The following is a 16,439-nucleotide window of genomic DNA, read 5'->3' on the forward strand; positions in this document are numbered from 1 at the left end:
AATAGAAGGCTTACTTCGATAAAGCAGAATCATGAAAAATACCGGTCTGAATTTCCGACATCTTTACTATTTTTGGGTTGTTGCCAAGGAAGACAGCATTACGCGTGCGGCCGAGCGGCTTGGTGTGGCTATCCAGACGATCAGCACCCAGTTAGGCCTGCTGGAAAAGGCGATCGGAAAGTCGTTATTCGCACCCCAGGGCAGGCGTCTTGTATTGACCGAGGCCGGGCGAATCGCGATGGGCTATGCCGAACAGATTTTCGCGTTAGGCGAGCAGATGGAAGATGCCTTGTCCGACCTCGATGTAGGCCGGACAATGCGCCTGACCGTCGGAATTTCTGATTCGCTGCCAAAATTGATTGCCTCGCGTCTACTGGCCGCTGCGCTAGCCTTGCCGGAACGCGTCAAGCTAGTGTGTTACGAAGATCGCTTTGAAGCCTTGCTCGGCGAACTCAAGGTTCATAAGCTTGACGTCGTATTGACTGATCGTCCGGTGCATGCAGGCACCGTCTTGCGGGTATTCAGTCATTTGCTAGGCGAGAGCGAACTAATGCTCTTTGGTCTGCCAGCATTGGCTGAAAAATACGAACCTGGTTTTCCGGCGAGTTTGCAGGGTGCGCCGCTGTTGCTGCCGACGCGCAACAATGCGATTCGTGGCCGGATCGACCATTGGCTTGAGGCACAGGACCTGCGTCCTGATGTGGTCGGCGAGTTCGATGACAATGCGTTGCTAAATACCTTTGGGCGGAGCGGATTAGGACTTTTCCCAGCTCCATCGGCGTTAGCTGATGATGTTGCGGCGCAATTCGGGGCGATTCCGGTTGGGCCATTGCAAGGCGTCAAGGAACAGTTTTATGCGATTTCTAACGAGCGCAAGATCAAGCATCCAGCGGTTGAGGCGATCCTGTCGGCGATTCAATGCGAAGACATTGCCGGTGGTCACAAAGAACTGACATAAGACCGGATGCCGGCCAGGAGCATTTCTACCGCCATTGCAGTCAGGATCAAGCCCATCAGTCGCTCGAATGCCAGCATGGCGCGTACTCCGAGCACTTGCTGCATGCGTTCCGCACCCAGCAACACTGCCAGCCAAACCAGGGCAACGGCTGATAGCGCAGCGACATGCAGGAGTACATCAGCGGTGGTGTCGGAAGAAAAGAGCAGTACCGTCGCCAGCGCAGACGGTCCGGCCAGTGCCGGGATTGCGAGCGGAACGATGAACGGTTCGCTGTTGATGTCATTATCGCCAAGCACACCTCCCGGTTGCGGGAACACCATTCTCAATGCGATCAAAAACAGGATCACACCACCACCAATGCGAAGTGCAATTTCAGATAATTGCAATGCATTGAGAAAGTGCCGTCCAAAAAACATGAAGAGCAGTAACAACAGAAACGCAATGAGGCATTCGCGTACCACGACGCGCCAGCGACGTTCGCGCGGTACGACCCGCAATGCGCTGACGAATAGTGGGATATTTCCGAATGGATCGGTGACGAGCAACAACAGGATGAATGCCTGGAAAAAAGTATTGGTCATGAAGTAAGTTTGAGGAAAATCGAATGCGCCGTTAATTGCGCATGGTAGCTGAATGCTTCATGGGCGCAGTATTTCGTCACCATCCTGTGCCATGCGGCAGCGACATTCCGGATAGCCGGTGCAGCGCCAGAATGATTTGAAGTCACCGCTGCGCAAGTCCATTTTGCGTGAACAGACTGGGCAGGTCGGGCTGCGAAAATCACCTTTTACAGCAAGTTGCAGTAGCATTTCCTGCTGGTTTTGCGGTAATTTCAGGATGCGCCTGAGCAGGGTAGGGCCATCTATTAACGTGATGTTCAGACTGCGTGCTGTGGCAATGGCGTCCGCGCTGAAATTGCCGGCTGTCAGGAAGAAAGACTGTTGGACCGCGTGGCGTTGTTGCGCCATATGGACTGCGCGTATCCGATCGACCTGAATGGTGACTTCACCGCTGACGGTGCACGCAATGGCGTTCATGGCAGTCGATCCTTCTTGCCAGATTTGCAGGTTTGCCGCGCTGTCAGGTGAGCTCTCAAGTGGGCGAGCGCTGAGCTTGAACGCATCTAAAAAATTGCAGCAGACGTCCTGGAAGCGTCGCCATTCAAATTCCTGCAGTAACTCCAGGCTCCAGTCCGTCAATGGGATGATAGATCTGGATAATTTGTGGTGCGGTGGAATGTCGATCGCCGAAACCGTCGTGCTCAAGCCAGGATGGCGTTCCATGCTGGTAATCCGTTCCCTCGTATCATGGTTGGTGCTAGCCCATTTGCTATTGACATCCGGTTCTCGCCACTGGCTCTGTATCGTGGACTCACGGGTGCGTCGCAAGGTGTCTGTTTGACGCTGCCGAATGGCGTGCCGGGTTGGCCGGTTTCTGCGGAAGTGCCCGATAAGCAATACAAGCCACAATGCCAGAGAGATGAGCCAGATGACCAGCAGCGATTGCACGATCCAGGCAACTTGCTCTGGTGCCAGCGCCGGTAGCAGCGACGCCAGTTCGAGTCGACTGGCGACGTAGGCAGCACCAACGAAAACCATCAGCAAGGTGATGACCTGGAAAACGGTATTGCGCTGGCTGCCATGGTTCATATGCTTGTCTCCGTCTAAGCTGACCACCTTGATTATCCGACAGGTTATCTCTTTGCGACGCGAAAAAAGTTGTTATAAGAAAACTAATGACACTTGCTGCAACGGTCTTCCCCAATTATTGCGGGCTTTTTGGCTGCCAAGGTCCTCGGCATGCATTTATTCGAGATTGAAAGGCTCCGTCAGCCGACCAATGTTAATGGGGAAAAAACGCGCATTAACCAGACGGCCATCACCAAGCTGATGGCGAGCGCCATCTGGCTACTCATCACCCACCTTGCAATACATTAATGGATTTCACGTCGTTCAATGACTTCTCACCAGATCTGGTTCTGGTTGTACTCAGTATTTACCCATGAAATCGCGCTTGCCAACTTCGACGCCGTTGTGACGCAGAATTGCGTAGGCGGTCGTTACGTGAAAGAAAAATTGTGGCAGTGCGTAATGGAGCAAGTAGGTCTGGCCTTTGAAGGATTTGCTGTTTGGACCGGAGCTGGTCGTGATGTCGCGTTCTTCGCTGCCGTCGATCTGTACGGCGGGCAGCGAGCCGATGAAGGCCAGTGTCTTGGCAATACGTGTCTTCAGCTCGGCAAATGTCTGTTCCGTATCATCGTATTTCGGTACGTCGACGCCCGCCAGACGAGCGCAGCACCCCTTGGCAAAATCCGCAGCGATCAGGACCTGGCGTGTCAGTGCAAACATGTCGGGGAAGAGACGCGATTGCAATAGCGCATTCGGATCGATCTTCTTGTCGTTAGCATGCGTCTCGGCCTTGTCGAGCAAGTCGGTCAGACTGTTGAGCATTTGGGTAAATACGGGGACGGAAGCGGCGTACATTGAAATAGTCATATTGATCTCCTGGAAAGGTCTTCGGATGATAGCGCACAGCTAGCGTCGATGAGGCATGCAGAGTGGTCTTCTGCGGTACGATGTGTGACCGATAAGTCACCGCAGAGAGCCTATGCCAAACACCCCGCCGAAAAAAAAATCCCGTCGTTACTTTCTGCTCGGGGCCCTCGGTGTGACCGGCGCGCTGACGGTTGGCTGGGGGCTGATGCCACCGCGCCAGCGTCAGGAAGGGCGCGTGGCTTTGCCCGTCGCTAATGGGGAGGTTGCGCTCAATGGCTGGATCAAGATCAGTCGGGATGGTACGGTCACGGTCGCCATGCACCGCAGCGAAATGGGTCAGGGTGTGCATACTGCGCTACCGATGCTGGTGGCCGAAGAACTCGATGTGCCGCTGTCGATGGTGCGCATCATGCAGGCACCGATCGATAAAATTTATGGCAATGTCTCGATGCTGGCCGATGGCTTGCCTTTCCATCCGGATGACAACGGCCTCGTCAAGCGCAGCGCGCAGTGGCTGACGTCGAAGGTGGCACGCGAGCTCGGGTTGATGGTCACCGGTGGTTCATCGAGCGTCAAGGATGCATGGGGGCCAATGCGTGAAGCCGGTGCGACGGCTCGCGCGATGCTGGTCGCTGCCGCCGCGCAACAATGGAAGGTGCCGGATGCGGAATGTCAGACCAACGCCGGCGTGGTGAGCCATGCAAATGGCAAGCGCACGACCTATGGCGAACTGGTCGAGGCAGCCGTCCACAGCAACCCCGGAACAATTTCGCTGCGACAGCCAGCACAATTCAAGTTAATCGGTACGCCGCAACCGCGGCGCGACTCGGCTGCCAAGGTCGACGGCAGTGCGATCTTCGGTCTCGATGTGCGACCACCCGGCATGGTCTATGCCGCGGTCCGGATGTCGCCGACGATAGGCGGCAGCGTGGGTCAGTTTGTCGATGGTGCGATCAGGGCGATGCCGGGCGTGTTGCAGGTCGTGGATTTTTCGACTGCGGCTGGTGGCGTGGCCGGCGTTGCCGTGATTGCCAAATCGTTCTGGCAGGCACAGCTCGGGGTCAAGGCACTGCCGCTGGACTGGGTTGCCGGTCCGCATGCAGCACTCAAGACGGCCGACGTGTTTGCCGATCTCGTGGCCAAGCTCGAGAGCGAACCGGGGTATGTCTATTACTCTGCCGGCGACATGGCGTTGGCTGGCAAAGCAGTCAAGACCTTGCAGGTCGAATACCGCGCGCCTTTGCTGGCGCATGCCGCGATGGAACCGATCAATTGCACAGCCCAGGTTCGCGAAGGCAAAGTGACGCTATGGGCCTCGACCCAAGTGCCGAGCATTGCGTTGGCGGTGGCTGCACGGGTAGCCGGCGTCGACAAGGAACAGGTTACGGTACATGTCACGTATCTGGGCGGCGGCTTCGGGCGCAGGCTGGAAATTGACATGGTGGCGCAGGCTGTGGCAATTGCTTTGGCCGCTGAGGGTGCGCCGGTGCAGGTAATCTGGTCGCGCGAGGAAGACACCACGCACGACATGTATCGGCCAGCCGCATTGGCGCGGTTCTCTGCGGCGTTCGACGGTGCTGGTCAGGTCATTGGTTTCGATTGCAAGTCGGCGTCGGGTTCGATCACGCAGCAGGTACTCAAGCGTACCTTCGGGCTGCCCTCCGGCGGGCCCGACAAGACCACCGTTGAGGGCGAATTCGATTTGCCCTATGCGTTCCCGAATCAGCGCATTGCCCACGTGATCGCACCGACGCCAGTGCCGATTGGTTACTGGCGTTCGGTCGGCCATTCGCACAATGCTTTTTTTACCGAGGGCTTCATCGATGAAATCGCGCTCGCAGCAGGCAAGGACGAAGTCGTCTTCCGGCGCGAGCTGCTGAAAAATCATCCGCGTCATCTGGCTGTACTCAATGCAGCTCTTGCCAAAGCCGGCGCTGCGCCAGCCGGTCACGCGCACGGCGTGGCGCTGCATCAATCTTTTGGCAGCATCGTCGCACAGGTGGCCGAGGTCTCGATCAAGGCGCGCACGATCCATGTACACCGCGTGGTCTGTGCAGTCGATTGCGGTATTGCGGTCAATCCGAATCTGATTGCCCAGCAAATGGAATCAGCCGTCATTTTTGGGCTGAGTGCGGCACTGTTTGGCGAAATCACGCTGGAGAACGGTCAGGTGCAGGAAGATAATTTCAGCAATTATCCGGTCGTGCGGATGCATCAGGCACCGTTGGTGGAAACGGTCATCATCGCCAGTACCGACGCCCCGCAGGGAATCGGTGAACCTGGCGTGCCACCGATTGCCCCAGCGGTGGCGAATGCAGTTTTCAAACTGACCGGCACCCGATTGCGTTCGCTGCCATTGCGACTGGGTTGAGTAGGTTAGCCGGCGGCATCATCGAGCAGGCGTTGCAAATGGAAGCGCTGTTCGCCGCTGTGGCTAGCGGCGACGGTGGCCAACTCCTCGGCTGACAACGCTGCTTGCGCCTGTACCAGCCGTTCGGCTAGTTGCAGACCTGGCTGGACACTGCCAAAAAAAGCGACATGGGCGTTGCGCTGGACCAAGAGTGTCGGAAAGTTTTCCACTTCAATATCGCCCAGCATGTCGGCCTGATCCTCGATGTCGATCCACAAGAAGCGTTTGTCGGGATGGCGCGCGGCCAGATCATCGAATTGCGGGCGGTAGTCGCGGCAGACATCGCACCAGGCCGCACAGAGGCAAGCGACCAGGAGGTCGTCGCTGCGCAACCATTCTTGCAACTGGGGGAGGGTGTCATCGTTCAAGATCAGACTAGTCATGAGGCAAAGGGCGAATGACGAAAAGCACCATCGTAATCCATGTTGCCACTTTTTCTCCAGCATGCCGTGTCGGACCAGGCATTTGAGCTATTCAACCGGTATCGCTACCGCGCGCGGTAAAATGCGCGTCATGCCCACCATCCTCGCCATCGATACCTCCTCCGAGTCCGCCTCCGTCGCCCTGCTGCACGGCTCTGCCGTCCTGAGCCGTCTGGCCATCGGCCCGCAAACGCACTCTCAAACGCTGTTGCCGATGGTGCAGCAGGTATTGCAGGAAGCCGGGCTTGGGCTGGCCGATTGCTCAGCCATCGCCTTTGGTGCCGGTCCAGGTTCATTCACCGGCGTACGCACCGCGTGCGGCGCTGCGCAGGGCCTGGCCTTTGGTGTCGATCGTCCGGTGGTCGCGGTCAGTACGCTCGAAGCGATGGCGCTTGCCTGCCATGAACAGACCGGTGCCGGTGCAGTACTGGCCATGCTCGATGCCCGAATGGGGGAAGTTTATTGGGCCCAATATCGTTTTACGCCGACGTGCGAGATCGTCATTGCGCCTTGTCTGTCAGCGCCCGATCGTGTCCTGCCGATCGGTGCGGTCACGGCTTGCGGTAATGGCGTCTCCGCCTATGCCGCGCAATTCGCCACGCGCCTGTTCATGCAAGATGCCCGTGCAGACTTGATGCCGCATGCTGCCCAGATCGGGTCGCTGGCACGGTTGGCACTGGCCGCCGGATTACAGGTTGCGGCCCGCGATGCCCAACCCATTTATTTGCGCAACAAGATTGCGCTGACGACGGCAGAGCGTCTGTTAAAAAGCCAGCAGGTCACCGTATGAGTCTGGTGATTCATTCGGTGAAGGTGCCGTATCAGGATCCGTCGCTGCAATTCCGACGGATGACCGAGCAGGACCTGGACGAAGTCCTGGCGATCGAAGGCACGGTGTATCCGCATCCTTGGTCACGCGGTAATTTTATCGATTCAATCCGCAGTGATTACCCGGCGTGGGTACTGTGCGACGGATCGGGCAGGTTGCTCGGTTACTTCCTGTTGATGTTTGCGGTCGATGAAGTACATCTGCTCAATATTGCGGTGCGAGGCGATTTGCATGGACACGGCCTCGGTCGTTACCAGTTGCAGAAAATCGTCGCGCTGGGGAAACAGGAAGGGATGCGATCGGTGCTGCTGGAAGTGCGACCGTCGAATTTGCGGGCACTGGAGGTGTACGAACGCTATGGTTTCGTGCGGATCGGGTTACGCCGCAATTACTATCCGGCCGGTATCGGTGGTCGCGAGGATGCGATTGTGATGCGGCTCACACCATGACAGCGGCAAGTGCAGATAGCGTGCGTCGTGGCAGATTCTTGCAGGAACTGGGCATTGGCCCGGTCTGGGTTCAACGACAAAGGGCGGTGCAGACATCACCAAGTGTGGTGCCAAGTCCGCTGCCGTCAGGTGTGCCGGTACGGACGCCTTCGGCGTTGCCGCCATCGGAAATGCCACCTGTCACGATGGTTGCCGCGCCGGTCAATATGAAGCAGGAGAAAGCTGCGTCGGCATGGGACGATGTGCCAGTGCCAGTGCCAGTGCCAGTTCAGGCGGCCGCCGCTGCGGCTCCTGCCACGACACTCCTTGTCGCTCCCATTGATGACGGCGCTGTCGCTATCGCCAGCATGTCGTGGCAAGAGCTCGATATTGCCGTCGCCAACTGCACCCGCTGTCCGCTTTGCAGGAACCGCAAGCAGGCGGTACTCGGTACAGGCGACCCAAAAGCCGGTTGGTTGTTCGTTGGCGAAGGTCCGGGTGCCGTCGAGGATCAGCAGGGCGAGCCGTTCGTCGGTCCTGCGGGCAAACTGCTCGACAGCATGTTGCTGGCACTTGACTTGCGCCGTGGCGAAAACAGTTATCTGGCCAATGCGGTGAAATGCCGCCCGGTAGATGCTGACGGCAAGGACCGACCACCAAGCGCCGACGAAAGTGCTGCCTGCCGACCTTATCTGGAACGTCAGATTACCTTGCTCAAGCCTGCTGTCATCGTCGCACTTGGCAAGGTAGCGGCTTTGTCGCTACTTGGCGGCGATCCGAAAATTGCTGTCGCCACGTTGCGGGAGCACACGCACCGCTACGGCAGCATCCCTGTCGTGGTCACTTACCACCCGGCCTATCTGCTGCGCAAGCCGCTGGACAAGGCCAAATCATGGCGTGATCTGTGCCTGGCTGCACAGGCCTATGCGAACGACGGCAAACTTGCAGTCTGAGCCTTTTCAGGTAGCTTTTCATGCGCGCTGGTCGGGCTTGCGCGACCCGCATGTACGCGCGCTGGCCTGGCTGCTTGACGCTCCCGATCTGCTCGATCCTGCCGCTGCACAATGGCAAGGCAAGATTGCCACGCTGACGCCGGCCTCCGATCTTGATAGATGGTTGGCAGCGCTCGATGGCGCACCGGAAAATTTGCACGCGTTTCTGATGCTGCGCCCTTATGAGCGGCTCGGTCGATATGCCGAAAAATTGCTGGCCTTTTATTTTTTTCGGCAAGGCATGCTAGTCGCACATGGCGTGCAAGTTCAGTCGGAAAAAAACCAGACCATCGGTGAATTCGATTACTTGTTGCAGACTGCCGGACAGTTTGAACACTGGGAATTCGCGACCAAGCTGTACTTGCTCGAAGGCAGTGCCGATGGGGATTATTTTGTCGGACCGAATCTGGCCGATACGCTGGGAACCAAAATGCGCAAGATCCTCGATCGTCAGCTTGCACTGGGTGGGCATCCGGATGCCCAAGCGCATTTGCCGGCACCGATTGAACGGGCTTGCGCGCTGATCAAGGGCTGGCTGTTTTATCACGGTAACGATCAGGCTTCGCCGGCGCTCGGCGTGCGAGCGGATCATTGCCGCGGCTTCTGGTGCGCTCAGGCCGATGCCGGTCAGTTGGATGCCGAATGTTTTGTGTTATTGCCGAGGTTGTCGTGGCTCGCACCGCTGCAGATCGAGATTGACCAGACGGTAGACAAGGCCGCGATGATCGTCGCGCTGGAAGCGCATTTTGCGCAAACCTCGACGCCGGTATTGGTGTCGCTGTTGCGTGCCGTCGATGGTATTGCGCAGGAAATCAGGCGCGGTTTCATCGTCCCGGATGATTGGCGCGAACGCGCTGGCCAGCGTGCACAGCGGGCCTTCATCGCCAGTCACAGCCGCTGATGGCTGGTCATAGCTGCTCATAGTTAGTTAATGCTTGTGTTCGCCGATCAGCGCCAGGGAGTCAAATTCCCGCTGGTTGCGCTGGTGCTTGCGCATGACGACCAGCATCATGGAAGAGACGAAAAAGCCAAACATGAAAATCACCAGGTTCACGTTCAGGTCCATTTTGATCATGATCGCGTACAGCACCAGCATGCCCAGGACCGACAGGTTTTCATTGAAGTTCTGGACCGCGATCGAGTGACCGGCGCTCATCAGTACATGACCGCGATGCTGTAACAGGGCATTCATCGGCACCACGAAATATCCCGACATCGCACCGATCAGGATAAGCAGCGGATAGGCGAGCCACACACTCGTTACCAACGTCATCGAGATCACCACCAGCCCCATCGCCACGCCCAGCGGCATCACCGACAGGGATTTTTTCAGCGGAACGAAGCGGGCCGCAGCGACGGCACCGATAGCCACGCCGACGGCGACCACGCCTTGCAGAATTGCTGCGCGATCGAGTGGAATATGGAGTGATTTTTCGGCCCATTTCAGGACGATGAATTGCAGCGTCGCGCCAGCGCCCCAGAACAAGGTCGTCACTCCGAGAGAAATCTGGCCCAGCTTGTCTTTCCAGAGCGTCCTGTAGCAGTGCGCAAAATCACTGATCAGGCGCAGTGGATTACGTTCCTGATGCGCGTAACGTGCACCGGTATCGGGGATTTTCAGGTTGAACGCTGCGGCTAGCAGGTACGACAGCGCAATGACCGACAGGGCGGCTTCCATCGGCGTATCAACGCCGGTATCGATGAGAGGCATGTCGAACTGCAGCAGCGTGGCGGCGATCGTCGGATTGACCAGCGATCCGCCAAGCACCGTGCCGAAAATGATGGAGGCAATCGTCAGTCCTTCGATCCAGCCATTGGCGGCGACCAGTCGCTCTGCCGGCAGCAGTTCGGTCATGATGCCGTACTTGGCCGGCGAATAGGCTGCGGCACCGATGCCAACGACGGCGTACGACAGTAGCGGATGCACCTCTAAAAACATCAGGCTGCAACCGAAGACCTTGACAAGGTTGGTGATGAACATCACACGCCCCTTGGGCATGGCATCGGCAAATGCGCCGACAAAGGCGGCCAGCAAGATATAGGAGAGGGCAAAAAACAATTTCAGCAATGGCGTCATCCATTGCGGTGAGTGCATCTCCGCAAGTAGCGCGATCGCGGCTATCAGTAATGCGTTGTCGGCCAGCGATGAAAAAAATTGCGCTGCCATGATGGTGTAAAAACCGCGATTCATACGCATGCTGGGGTTGCTATGGTGGTGATGTCGGCTTGCTTTATACCATGAAAATATCTGGCAACTCTGAATTTGCGGCAGTGTTGGGGAGGGCCGCTCCGGTAAAATGAAGGGTGTTTAATCAAGCGCTATCAAACCTTCATTTATTCGCCCCTTTTTATGACTCTTCATCGGAACTATGCCTAGACCACTTGTCGTCATTATTGATATTTCTGCGTTGCAGCATAATCTGGCTGAAGCACGTCGACGACTGCCCGCGGCGACCACTTGGGCAGTGGTCAAGGCGAATGCTTATGGTCACGGCCTGGAGCGCGGGATGCGGGCGTTCGGTGCTGCCGACGGGCTGGCGCTGATCGAGCCCGAGGCAGCAGTTGCCTTGCGTGAGCTGGGCTGGCAGAAGCCCATCCTGCTGCTTGAAGGCTGTTTTGACCTAAGCGATTTCCGGCTTGCGGCGCAGCACAAATTCGAAGTGACCATACATTGTCCTCAGCAAATAGGCTGGCTCGAAAAAACACGTTTCGACGTGCCCGTGAATGTCCACCTGAAAATGAATAGCGGCATGAATCGACTCGGTTTCATGCCGCAAGATTTTTCTGCGGCTTATCGGCGTCTGCGTGCCAACGCCCAAGTGGGAAGCATTGCGTTGATGACGCACTTTGCCAATGCGGATGCCGCTGACAATCCGGGTCTGCCACTGGCTGAACAAGTACGTCGATTCGAGCTAGGCAGCGCCGGGCTGGATGCACCATGGAATATTTCAAATTCTGCTGCCACGCTGATGCATGCCGATATGCGTAGCCATCAGGTCCGTCCCGGCATCATGCTTTACGGAGGGACCCCCGGGGCACACAAGACGTCACCTGCCGGTGCATTCGGCTTGCGATCGGCGATGACGTTGCAGAGTGAGTTGATTGGGATCCAGCAAATCCATCCCGGCGATGCCGTTGGTTACGGTAGCCGGTTCATCGCCGATGCGCCGATGACCATCGGCGTGGTGGCCTGCGGTTATGCCGATGGCTATCCGCGCCATGCGCCGACGGGTACGCCAGTGTTAGTTGACGGAGTCCGTACCCGACTGGTCGGCAACATCTCGATGGATATGATGACGGTTGACCTGACAGCGATCCCCACGGCGCATCATGGTAGTTGCGTCACGCTGTGGGGAGACGGTTTACCGATCGATGAAGTGGCAGAGGCAGCCGGTACCATCGGCTATGAATTGATGTGCGCCATCGCCCCGCGCGTGCGCGTCACCGAGCGATAGATTTTTTAAACCAGGTCCCATGGCAAAAGTAAAAACCAATTTCACCTGCAGCGACTGCGGTGGAATCAGCAATAAGTGGACGGGCCAATGTCCGTCCTGCGGGCAGTGGAATACGCTCATCGAAACCCAGATCGAAGGAGCCGGTATCAACCGGTTGTCGCAACAGGCCGCACCAGTCAGTCTGGCCCAAACCGCGCCGGTGCTCTCATTGGCCGATATCGAAGCGGTCGAGGTGCCACGCTTTGGCACTGGCATCGAAGAATTCGACCGGGTGCTCGGCGGCGGTCTGGTCCCAGGTGGTGTTGTGCTGATCGGAGGGGATCCTGGTATTGGCAAATCGACGCTGCTGTTGCAGGCGCTCGCCAATCTGTCGCGTAGCAAAAAAGTGCTTTATGTCAGCGGCGAAGAATCCGGCGCACAGATTGCACTGCGTGCCAAACGATTGGCGGTTGACGCCAAGGATCTGCAGTTGCAAGCAGAAATTCAGCTCGAAAAAATCCTCTACACGCTGGCCGAACACAAGCCGGACGTGGCCGTGATCGATTCGATTCAGACCGTGTATTCGGATGCGCTCAGTTCGGCACCGGGTTCGGTGGCCCAGGTGCGTGAGTGCGCGGCGCAACTCACACGTACCGCCAAGCAGACTGGCGTGACCATCATCATGGTCGGCCATGTGACCAAAGAAGGCGCACTGGCGGGACCGCGTGTTCTTGAGCATATTGTCGATACGGTGCTGTATTTTGAAGGCGATACCCACTCGAGTTTTCGCTTGGTGCGTGCGGTCAAGAATCGTTTTGGCGCAGTCAACGAACTCGGCGTGTTTGCGATGACGGAGAAGGGCCTGAAAGGGGTGTCCAATCCGTCGGCGCTGTTCTTGTCGCAGCATGACAATCAGGTGCCGGGTTCCTGCGTGATGGTGACGCAGGAAGGAACACGGCCCTTGCTCGTCGAGATTCAGGCTTTGGTCGATACGTCGCATGCGCCAAATGCACGCCGCTTGTCGGTTGGCCTTGACCAGAACCGGTTGGCAATGCTGCTTGCCGTGCTGCATCGGCATGCCGGTGTTGCGGCATTCGATCAGGATGTCTTCATTAACGCCGTTGGTGGCGTCAAGATCACCGAGCCGGCCGCAGATCTGGCCGTGCTGCTGGCGATTCAATCATCTCTGCGCAACAAGCCGCTGCCGCGCGGTCTGGTAGTTTTCGGCGAAGTCGGCTTGGCTGGCGAAATTCGCCCGGCACCGCGTGGACAGGAGCGCTTGCGGGAAGCCGCCAAGCTGGGATTTTCGATTGCGATGATACCCAAGGCGAATGCGCCAAAAGGCAAGGTCGAAGGCTTGACCATTATCGCTGTCGAGCGCATTGACGAGGCACTCGAGAAAATCCGCGATGCGGCGCTGTAATTCTTTTTTCTGGTCGGGCATGACGATCGTCGAAGGCACCGTCTCTTGCCCGCATTGCCGTGACCGTCTCGCCCTCAGTCCGACAGACGCTTAGTGACTGACGCCACTTTCTCTTGCACAGGTCACGGTGAGTTCACGGACTTCGCCGGCGGTGACCTGCCAGATATGGTCTGCCTGTCTGCTGACGATTCCTTTGCCGCGGGTAATCTGCGGTTTGTGGCACAGCGTTGCCGGGATGCGCCAAGCCATTTGGGCAAGTGAGGTGCTGTGGCTCGCTTTGAGTTCCAGTTCGCCAGCCTGATCGCTCAGTTTCCACTGCACTTCTTCCCTCCGGCTCATGAAGCGCGCCACGTCGGTCATCGTGCGCCAATTAAACAAGTGCTGTTCATGGAGTGACCTGGCGGTGTCGAGCAGGGCACGCATTGAGTCCGCGTAGTAGGGGACGCCGATCGGATGGCAGTAAATTTGGCGGATGGTTTGGTTGGTAGCGACAAAGTTGGTGAGTGAAACTAGCCAGTCGGTCATCGGTCCAGCCGGTTGTTTGGCGAACATCGCTTCTTCGAACGACGCAATACGACCGAATGGCGTGATCGGAATAGACCAGGTCCGTTTGTCGATCAGGGCATTGTTCTGGAACATCCGTGTCGGACCCATGCCCAGGTTGGATGTGGTGTAGTAGGTTTCAATGCCGTGACTCCCGATCCAATCGGTGACCCAGCGCGGATGGTTGCCGATCGGTGCCGAGTACTCGGTAATTGGTCGACCGGTGACGTTGCGTAGCGCGTCATTGTTGTAGACCAGGTATTTTTCATATTCATTGCTATTGGTATCGTTGATGCGCGAGCCGAAATAGTTATGGATCCAGCCACCGTGATCACCGATGGCGTTGCCGCGCGCTTGCAAATAACGTATCCATTGCTGGGTTGTGCTGTTGTGAACGACATCCATCCCTAAACCGTCGCCGAACTGATTGACGTCAGGGCCGGCCGTAAAATGTATCGAGTACGGACCCTGATCAAAAATTCCCATGTTTTGTAGCGTGGCGAGACTCTTGATGGCGGCGCCGTTATCGACATGGATATTCAGAATCAGTCCGCCGATGCCATCCGGTGCGGACAGCAAACGGGGCAGGCCAACAAATTCGTCTGAGAAATAGCGCAGGAATGAATGCATCAACAAGCCATCTGTACGGTTTTTGAGCAAGCCCAACGGCAGGTTGATAAACAGCGTTTCACCCTTGCCGAGCCGATGCCTGGCAGCGACGACTTGTGTTTCGGGCGTCAGCATCATCACCTCGGTATCGGGTGCGACGGTGCCGGTCTGGAACAGCGGATATTTTAGTTCGCTGTAGCGATAGGTCGTCATCCAGTGATCGAAGGTCTGGTTATTGAACGACACGGCCTTCTCCACGTCGGTTCGCCCGGGAGGAATGCCGATACGTGACACGGATTCTCTCGTGCCAATGATCGGGCTGGCACGCACGACGGCCTTGCCGAATTTTTCATACATCGCGTAGTCAACGCCTGCGACATCGGACAGGCGGGCACTCTCCGGGGCATACGCGCCATTGAGGTCATAGGTCAGTGCATCGAAGACCAGCATCAGTTTTCCGCCTTGCCTGACATAATCGCGGAGCGTGTCAGTCAGGTACGTGGAGGCGCGCCGATGGAGTTTGTCGGGCACGATGATCCCGGCATAGGTTTTCTGATCGGATGGCCGGGCACGCAGGAACTGGCTGGCACTGACGACTTCGAGCTTGATACCTTCTTCCAGTGCCGCCTGCTGCCAGATCTGTTGGGCATCGGTATCAGTACCATCGGCCACAAGTAACGCCAATGTGCGTTTTTGGTCGAATGTCGGCCAGATCGCGTAGGCGAGTGTGCTGCTGGCGACCACTGCAATGGCTAGCAATATCCAGCCGTTTTTAATGATTTTCAAGCGTAAGTCCTTACTTTAAACGATGAGGTTGCTGACTGATGATGCGGCCGTCAGCGACCGTATTGAAACTGGGTACGACACGGTAGGAAAGCGATCCTCTGGAAAATTTAGTGGTTTTTTCGATGCGATATACCCAGCGGAAGACGGATTTCACCACCGGCCCGACTATAAGCATCCAGGCTTGAACGTAATTTGCGCATTATCAAGACGAGTGTTTTCTCGCGATAAATCTCACTATGTGTCGTCGCGACGGCGGAGGGATACCTTGCACTATCGTGTGACCCTTTCTGGAACCAGACTGACCGTCCAGGAATAGAGCGCAACAAAGAGCAGCATGTCGAAGACTGCACCAAGGCAGAGGTACAACACGGGCATGTAGAGCAGAGACATCTTGTAGAGAATCAGTGTGTGCAAGACGACCTTGTGCGGAATCATCAGAATAAAGTATCCAAGGATAAAAATCGTGTGGACGATTTTGACCGATAGCCTGAGGTCCAACAGGTAATAGCCAATCGCCAGCATCACCGGAATGGCCATCATCAGCATGCTGCCCATGCTGATGATGGCGCGCATGTGATCGGGGATCGAGTAAGGAAATTGAGAGGGCGCGTACCAGAAAAATAACAGGGCCAGCGCTTGTACGACACAGACGATACGCAACAAGTATTGCAACGGTAACCTGTCCCTGTTGATGTTTGAGGTCAACGCAAACATGACGAAGGTGGCCAGTGCAGAGAGGAGCTTGGTCGTAAAACTCGGCATGTAAGACGCATTGGCAGCGCCTATCCATTCAAAAGACAAGGTGCCCGTTGAGGCCACTTGCTGCTGGGCTTGCAACGGAATGTCCAGACGTGTCAGCCAGAATTGTATGCAGTCGTGCCAGAGATGAAGGATTAATGGTTCCCCAATCAGCAGTAACGAACAAAACAGGACGGGCAACAAGAGGGCTTGCACAATCACGAGCGGACCAGCGGTCAGTCTGCGCATTGCCCGATGCTGGCCTGCCATCGCATGATGTTGTCTTGCGATCTGTATGGCCCGCGTGGCCGACTCGATGGCGACATGACGCAGCCGCTTGTGCGCAGAGAGGTTTTCTTTTTGACTTTGCAT

The 16,439-nt window shown here is 56.9% G+C and carries 16 protein-coding genes; 9 read left to right on the top strand and 7 right to left on the bottom strand.

All coding sequences use genetic code 11. The features are described from left to right. The first annotated feature begins 31 nt into the window (after positions 1 to 31). Entirely contained in the window at positions 32 to 958 is a 927-nt protein-coding gene (gene nhaR, locus QN370_RS10980) for a transcriptional activator NhaR (protein ID WP_322127914.1), read from the top strand. On the opposite strand, the gene QN370_RS10985 is transcribed toward nhaR, so the two are convergent. Next, positions 940 to 1,539 carry a MarC family protein gene (locus tag QN370_RS10985; RefSeq protein WP_322127913.1) on the bottom strand — a complete coding sequence of 200 codons (600 nt, stop codon included), beginning with the start codon at positions 1,537 to 1,539 and terminating at the stop codon, positions 940 to 942. The genes nhaR and QN370_RS10985 overlap by 19 nt on opposite strands. 57 nt (positions 1,540 to 1,596) lie before the next feature. Continuing rightward, positions 1,597 to 2,607, bottom strand: coding sequence for a restriction endonuclease (locus QN370_RS10990; RefSeq protein WP_322127912.1), 1,011 nt, complete (start codon positions 2,605 to 2,607; stop codon positions 1,597 to 1,599). 150 nt (positions 2,608 to 2,757) lie between these two features. Here QN370_RS10990 and QN370_RS10995 point away from each other — a divergent pair, with 150 nt between their 5' ends. Further along, positions 2,758 to 2,895, top strand: a complete 138-nt coding sequence (locus QN370_RS10995) for a hypothetical protein (protein WP_323581721.1) — start codon at positions 2,758 to 2,760, stop codon at positions 2,893 to 2,895. A 51-nt stretch (positions 2,896 to 2,946) separates the two neighbouring features. On the opposite strand, the gene QN370_RS11000 is transcribed toward QN370_RS10995, so the two are convergent. Further along, positions 2,947 to 3,453: a DUF1993 domain-containing protein gene (locus QN370_RS11000; protein ID WP_322127910.1), complete on the bottom strand. Its 507-nt coding sequence runs from the start codon at positions 3,451 to 3,453 to the stop codon at positions 2,947 to 2,949. Positions 3,454 to 3,565: 112 nt separating this feature from the next. Here QN370_RS11000 and QN370_RS11005 point away from each other — a divergent pair, with 112 nt between their 5' ends. Continuing rightward, positions 3,566 to 5,824 carry a xanthine dehydrogenase family protein molybdopterin-binding subunit gene (locus QN370_RS11005; RefSeq protein WP_322127909.1) on the top strand — a complete coding sequence of 753 codons (2,259 nt, stop codon included), beginning with the start codon at positions 3,566 to 3,568 and terminating at the stop codon, positions 5,822 to 5,824. A 5-nt stretch (positions 5,825 to 5,829) separates the two neighbouring features. Here QN370_RS11005 and QN370_RS11010 read toward each other — a convergent pair whose 3' ends face one another. Continuing rightward, positions 5,830 to 6,246, bottom strand: coding sequence for a thioredoxin family protein (locus QN370_RS11010; protein ID WP_322127908.1), 417 nt, complete (start codon positions 6,244 to 6,246; stop codon positions 5,830 to 5,832). Positions 6,247 to 6,328: 82 nt separating this feature from the next. Between QN370_RS11010 and tsaB the strand changes: the two genes are divergently transcribed. The 4 genes from tsaB to QN370_RS11030 are packed head-to-tail and all read left to right on the top strand — an operon-like array spanning position 6,329 to position 9,435. Continuing rightward, positions 6,329 to 7,075, top strand: coding sequence for a tRNA (adenosine(37)-N6)-threonylcarbamoyltransferase complex dimerization subunit type 1 TsaB (tsaB, locus tag QN370_RS11015; protein WP_322127907.1), 747 nt, complete (start codon positions 6,329 to 6,331; stop codon positions 7,073 to 7,075). Continuing rightward, positions 7,072 to 7,563 (top strand): ribosomal protein S18-alanine N-acetyltransferase, encoded by a 492-nt coding sequence (gene rimI / locus QN370_RS11020; protein WP_322127906.1) that lies wholly within the window; start codon positions 7,072 to 7,074, stop codon positions 7,561 to 7,563. The genes tsaB and rimI overlap by 4 nt, the downstream gene beginning before the upstream one ends. Beyond that, positions 7,560 to 8,495: a uracil-DNA glycosylase gene (locus QN370_RS11025; RefSeq protein ID WP_322127905.1), complete on the top strand. Its 936-nt coding sequence runs from the start codon at positions 7,560 to 7,562 to the stop codon at positions 8,493 to 8,495. The genes rimI and QN370_RS11025 overlap by 4 nt, the downstream gene beginning before the upstream one ends. After that, positions 8,485 to 9,435: a DUF1853 family protein gene (locus QN370_RS11030; RefSeq protein WP_322127904.1), complete on the top strand. Its 951-nt coding sequence runs from the start codon at positions 8,485 to 8,487 to the stop codon at positions 9,433 to 9,435. The genes QN370_RS11025 and QN370_RS11030 overlap by 11 nt, the downstream gene beginning before the upstream one ends. Before the next feature lie 27 nt (positions 9,436 to 9,462). Here QN370_RS11030 and lplT read toward each other — a convergent pair whose 3' ends face one another. After that, the gene (gene lplT, locus QN370_RS11035) at positions 9,463 to 10,725 is read right to left on the bottom strand and encodes a lysophospholipid transporter LplT (RefSeq protein ID WP_322129156.1); all 1,263 of its coding nucleotides are present in this window, start codon (positions 10,723 to 10,725) and stop codon (positions 9,463 to 9,465) included. 178 nt (positions 10,726 to 10,903) lie between these two features. Between lplT and alr the strand changes: the two genes are divergently transcribed. Beyond that, complete coding sequence (alr, locus tag QN370_RS11040; protein WP_322127903.1) at positions 10,904 to 11,989, top strand: alanine racemase; 1,086 nt, start codon at positions 10,904 to 10,906, stop codon at positions 11,987 to 11,989. Between the two features lie 19 nt (positions 11,990 to 12,008). Beyond that, entirely contained in the window at positions 12,009 to 13,391 is a 1,383-nt protein-coding gene (radA, locus tag QN370_RS11045; protein WP_322127902.1) for a DNA repair protein RadA, read from the top strand. A gap of 90 nt (positions 13,392 to 13,481) precedes the next feature. On the opposite strand, the gene QN370_RS11050 is transcribed toward radA, so the two are convergent. Together QN370_RS11050 and QN370_RS11055 are read right to left on the bottom strand one after the other, a co-directional pair. Further along, the gene (locus QN370_RS11050) at positions 13,482 to 15,329 is read right to left on the bottom strand and encodes a hypothetical protein (protein WP_322127901.1); all 1,848 of its coding nucleotides are present in this window, start codon (positions 15,327 to 15,329) and stop codon (positions 13,482 to 13,484) included. Between the two features lie 270 nt (positions 15,330 to 15,599). After that, entirely contained in the window at positions 15,600 to 16,439 is an 840-nt protein-coding gene (locus tag QN370_RS11055; protein ID WP_322127900.1) for a hypothetical protein, read from the bottom strand.

This window comes from Actimicrobium sp. CCI2.3, assembly GCF_035019065.1.
Classification (GTDB): Bacteria; Pseudomonadota; Gammaproteobacteria; order Burkholderiales; family Burkholderiaceae_D; genus Actimicrobium.

Coding starts and splice junctions, on each gene's coding strand:
- QN370_RS10995 (WP_323581721.1), top strand. CDS start 2,758: ATGCATTTATTCGAGATTGAAAGGCTCCGTCAGCCGACCAATGTTAAT.
- rimI (WP_322127906.1), top strand. CDS start 7,072: ATGAGTCTGGTGATTCATTCGGTGAAGGTGCCGTATCAGGATCCGTCG.
- QN370_RS10985 (WP_322127913.1), bottom strand. CDS start 1,539: ATGACCAATACTTTTTTCCAGGCATTCATCCTGTTGTTGCTCGTCACC.
- QN370_RS11010 (WP_322127908.1), bottom strand. CDS start 6,246: ATGACTAGTCTGATCTTGAACGATGACACCCTCCCCCAGTTGCAAGAA.
- nhaR (WP_322127914.1), top strand. CDS start 32: ATGAAAAATACCGGTCTGAATTTCCGACATCTTTACTATTTTTGGGTT.
- QN370_RS11000 (WP_322127910.1), bottom strand. CDS start 3,453: ATGACTATTTCAATGTACGCCGCTTCCGTCCCCGTATTTACCCAAATG.
- QN370_RS11055 (WP_322127900.1), bottom strand. CDS start 16,439: ATGCAAAGTCAAAAAGAAAACCTCTCTGCGCACAAGCGGCTGCGTCAT.
- QN370_RS10990 (WP_322127912.1), bottom strand. CDS start 2,607: ATGAACCATGGCAGCCAGCGCAATACCGTTTTCCAGGTCATCACCTTG.
- QN370_RS11005 (WP_322127909.1), top strand. CDS start 3,566: ATGCCAAACACCCCGCCGAAAAAAAAATCCCGTCGTTACTTTCTGCTC.
- alr (WP_322127903.1), top strand. CDS start 10,904: ATGCCTAGACCACTTGTCGTCATTATTGATATTTCTGCGTTGCAGCAT.
- radA (WP_322127902.1), top strand. CDS start 12,009: ATGGCAAAAGTAAAAACCAATTTCACCTGCAGCGACTGCGGTGGAATC.
- lplT (WP_322129156.1), bottom strand. CDS start 10,725: ATGAATCGCGGTTTTTACACCATCATGGCAGCGCAATTTTTTTCATCG.
- QN370_RS11025 (WP_322127905.1), top strand. CDS start 7,560: ATGACAGCGGCAAGTGCAGATAGCGTGCGTCGTGGCAGATTCTTGCAG.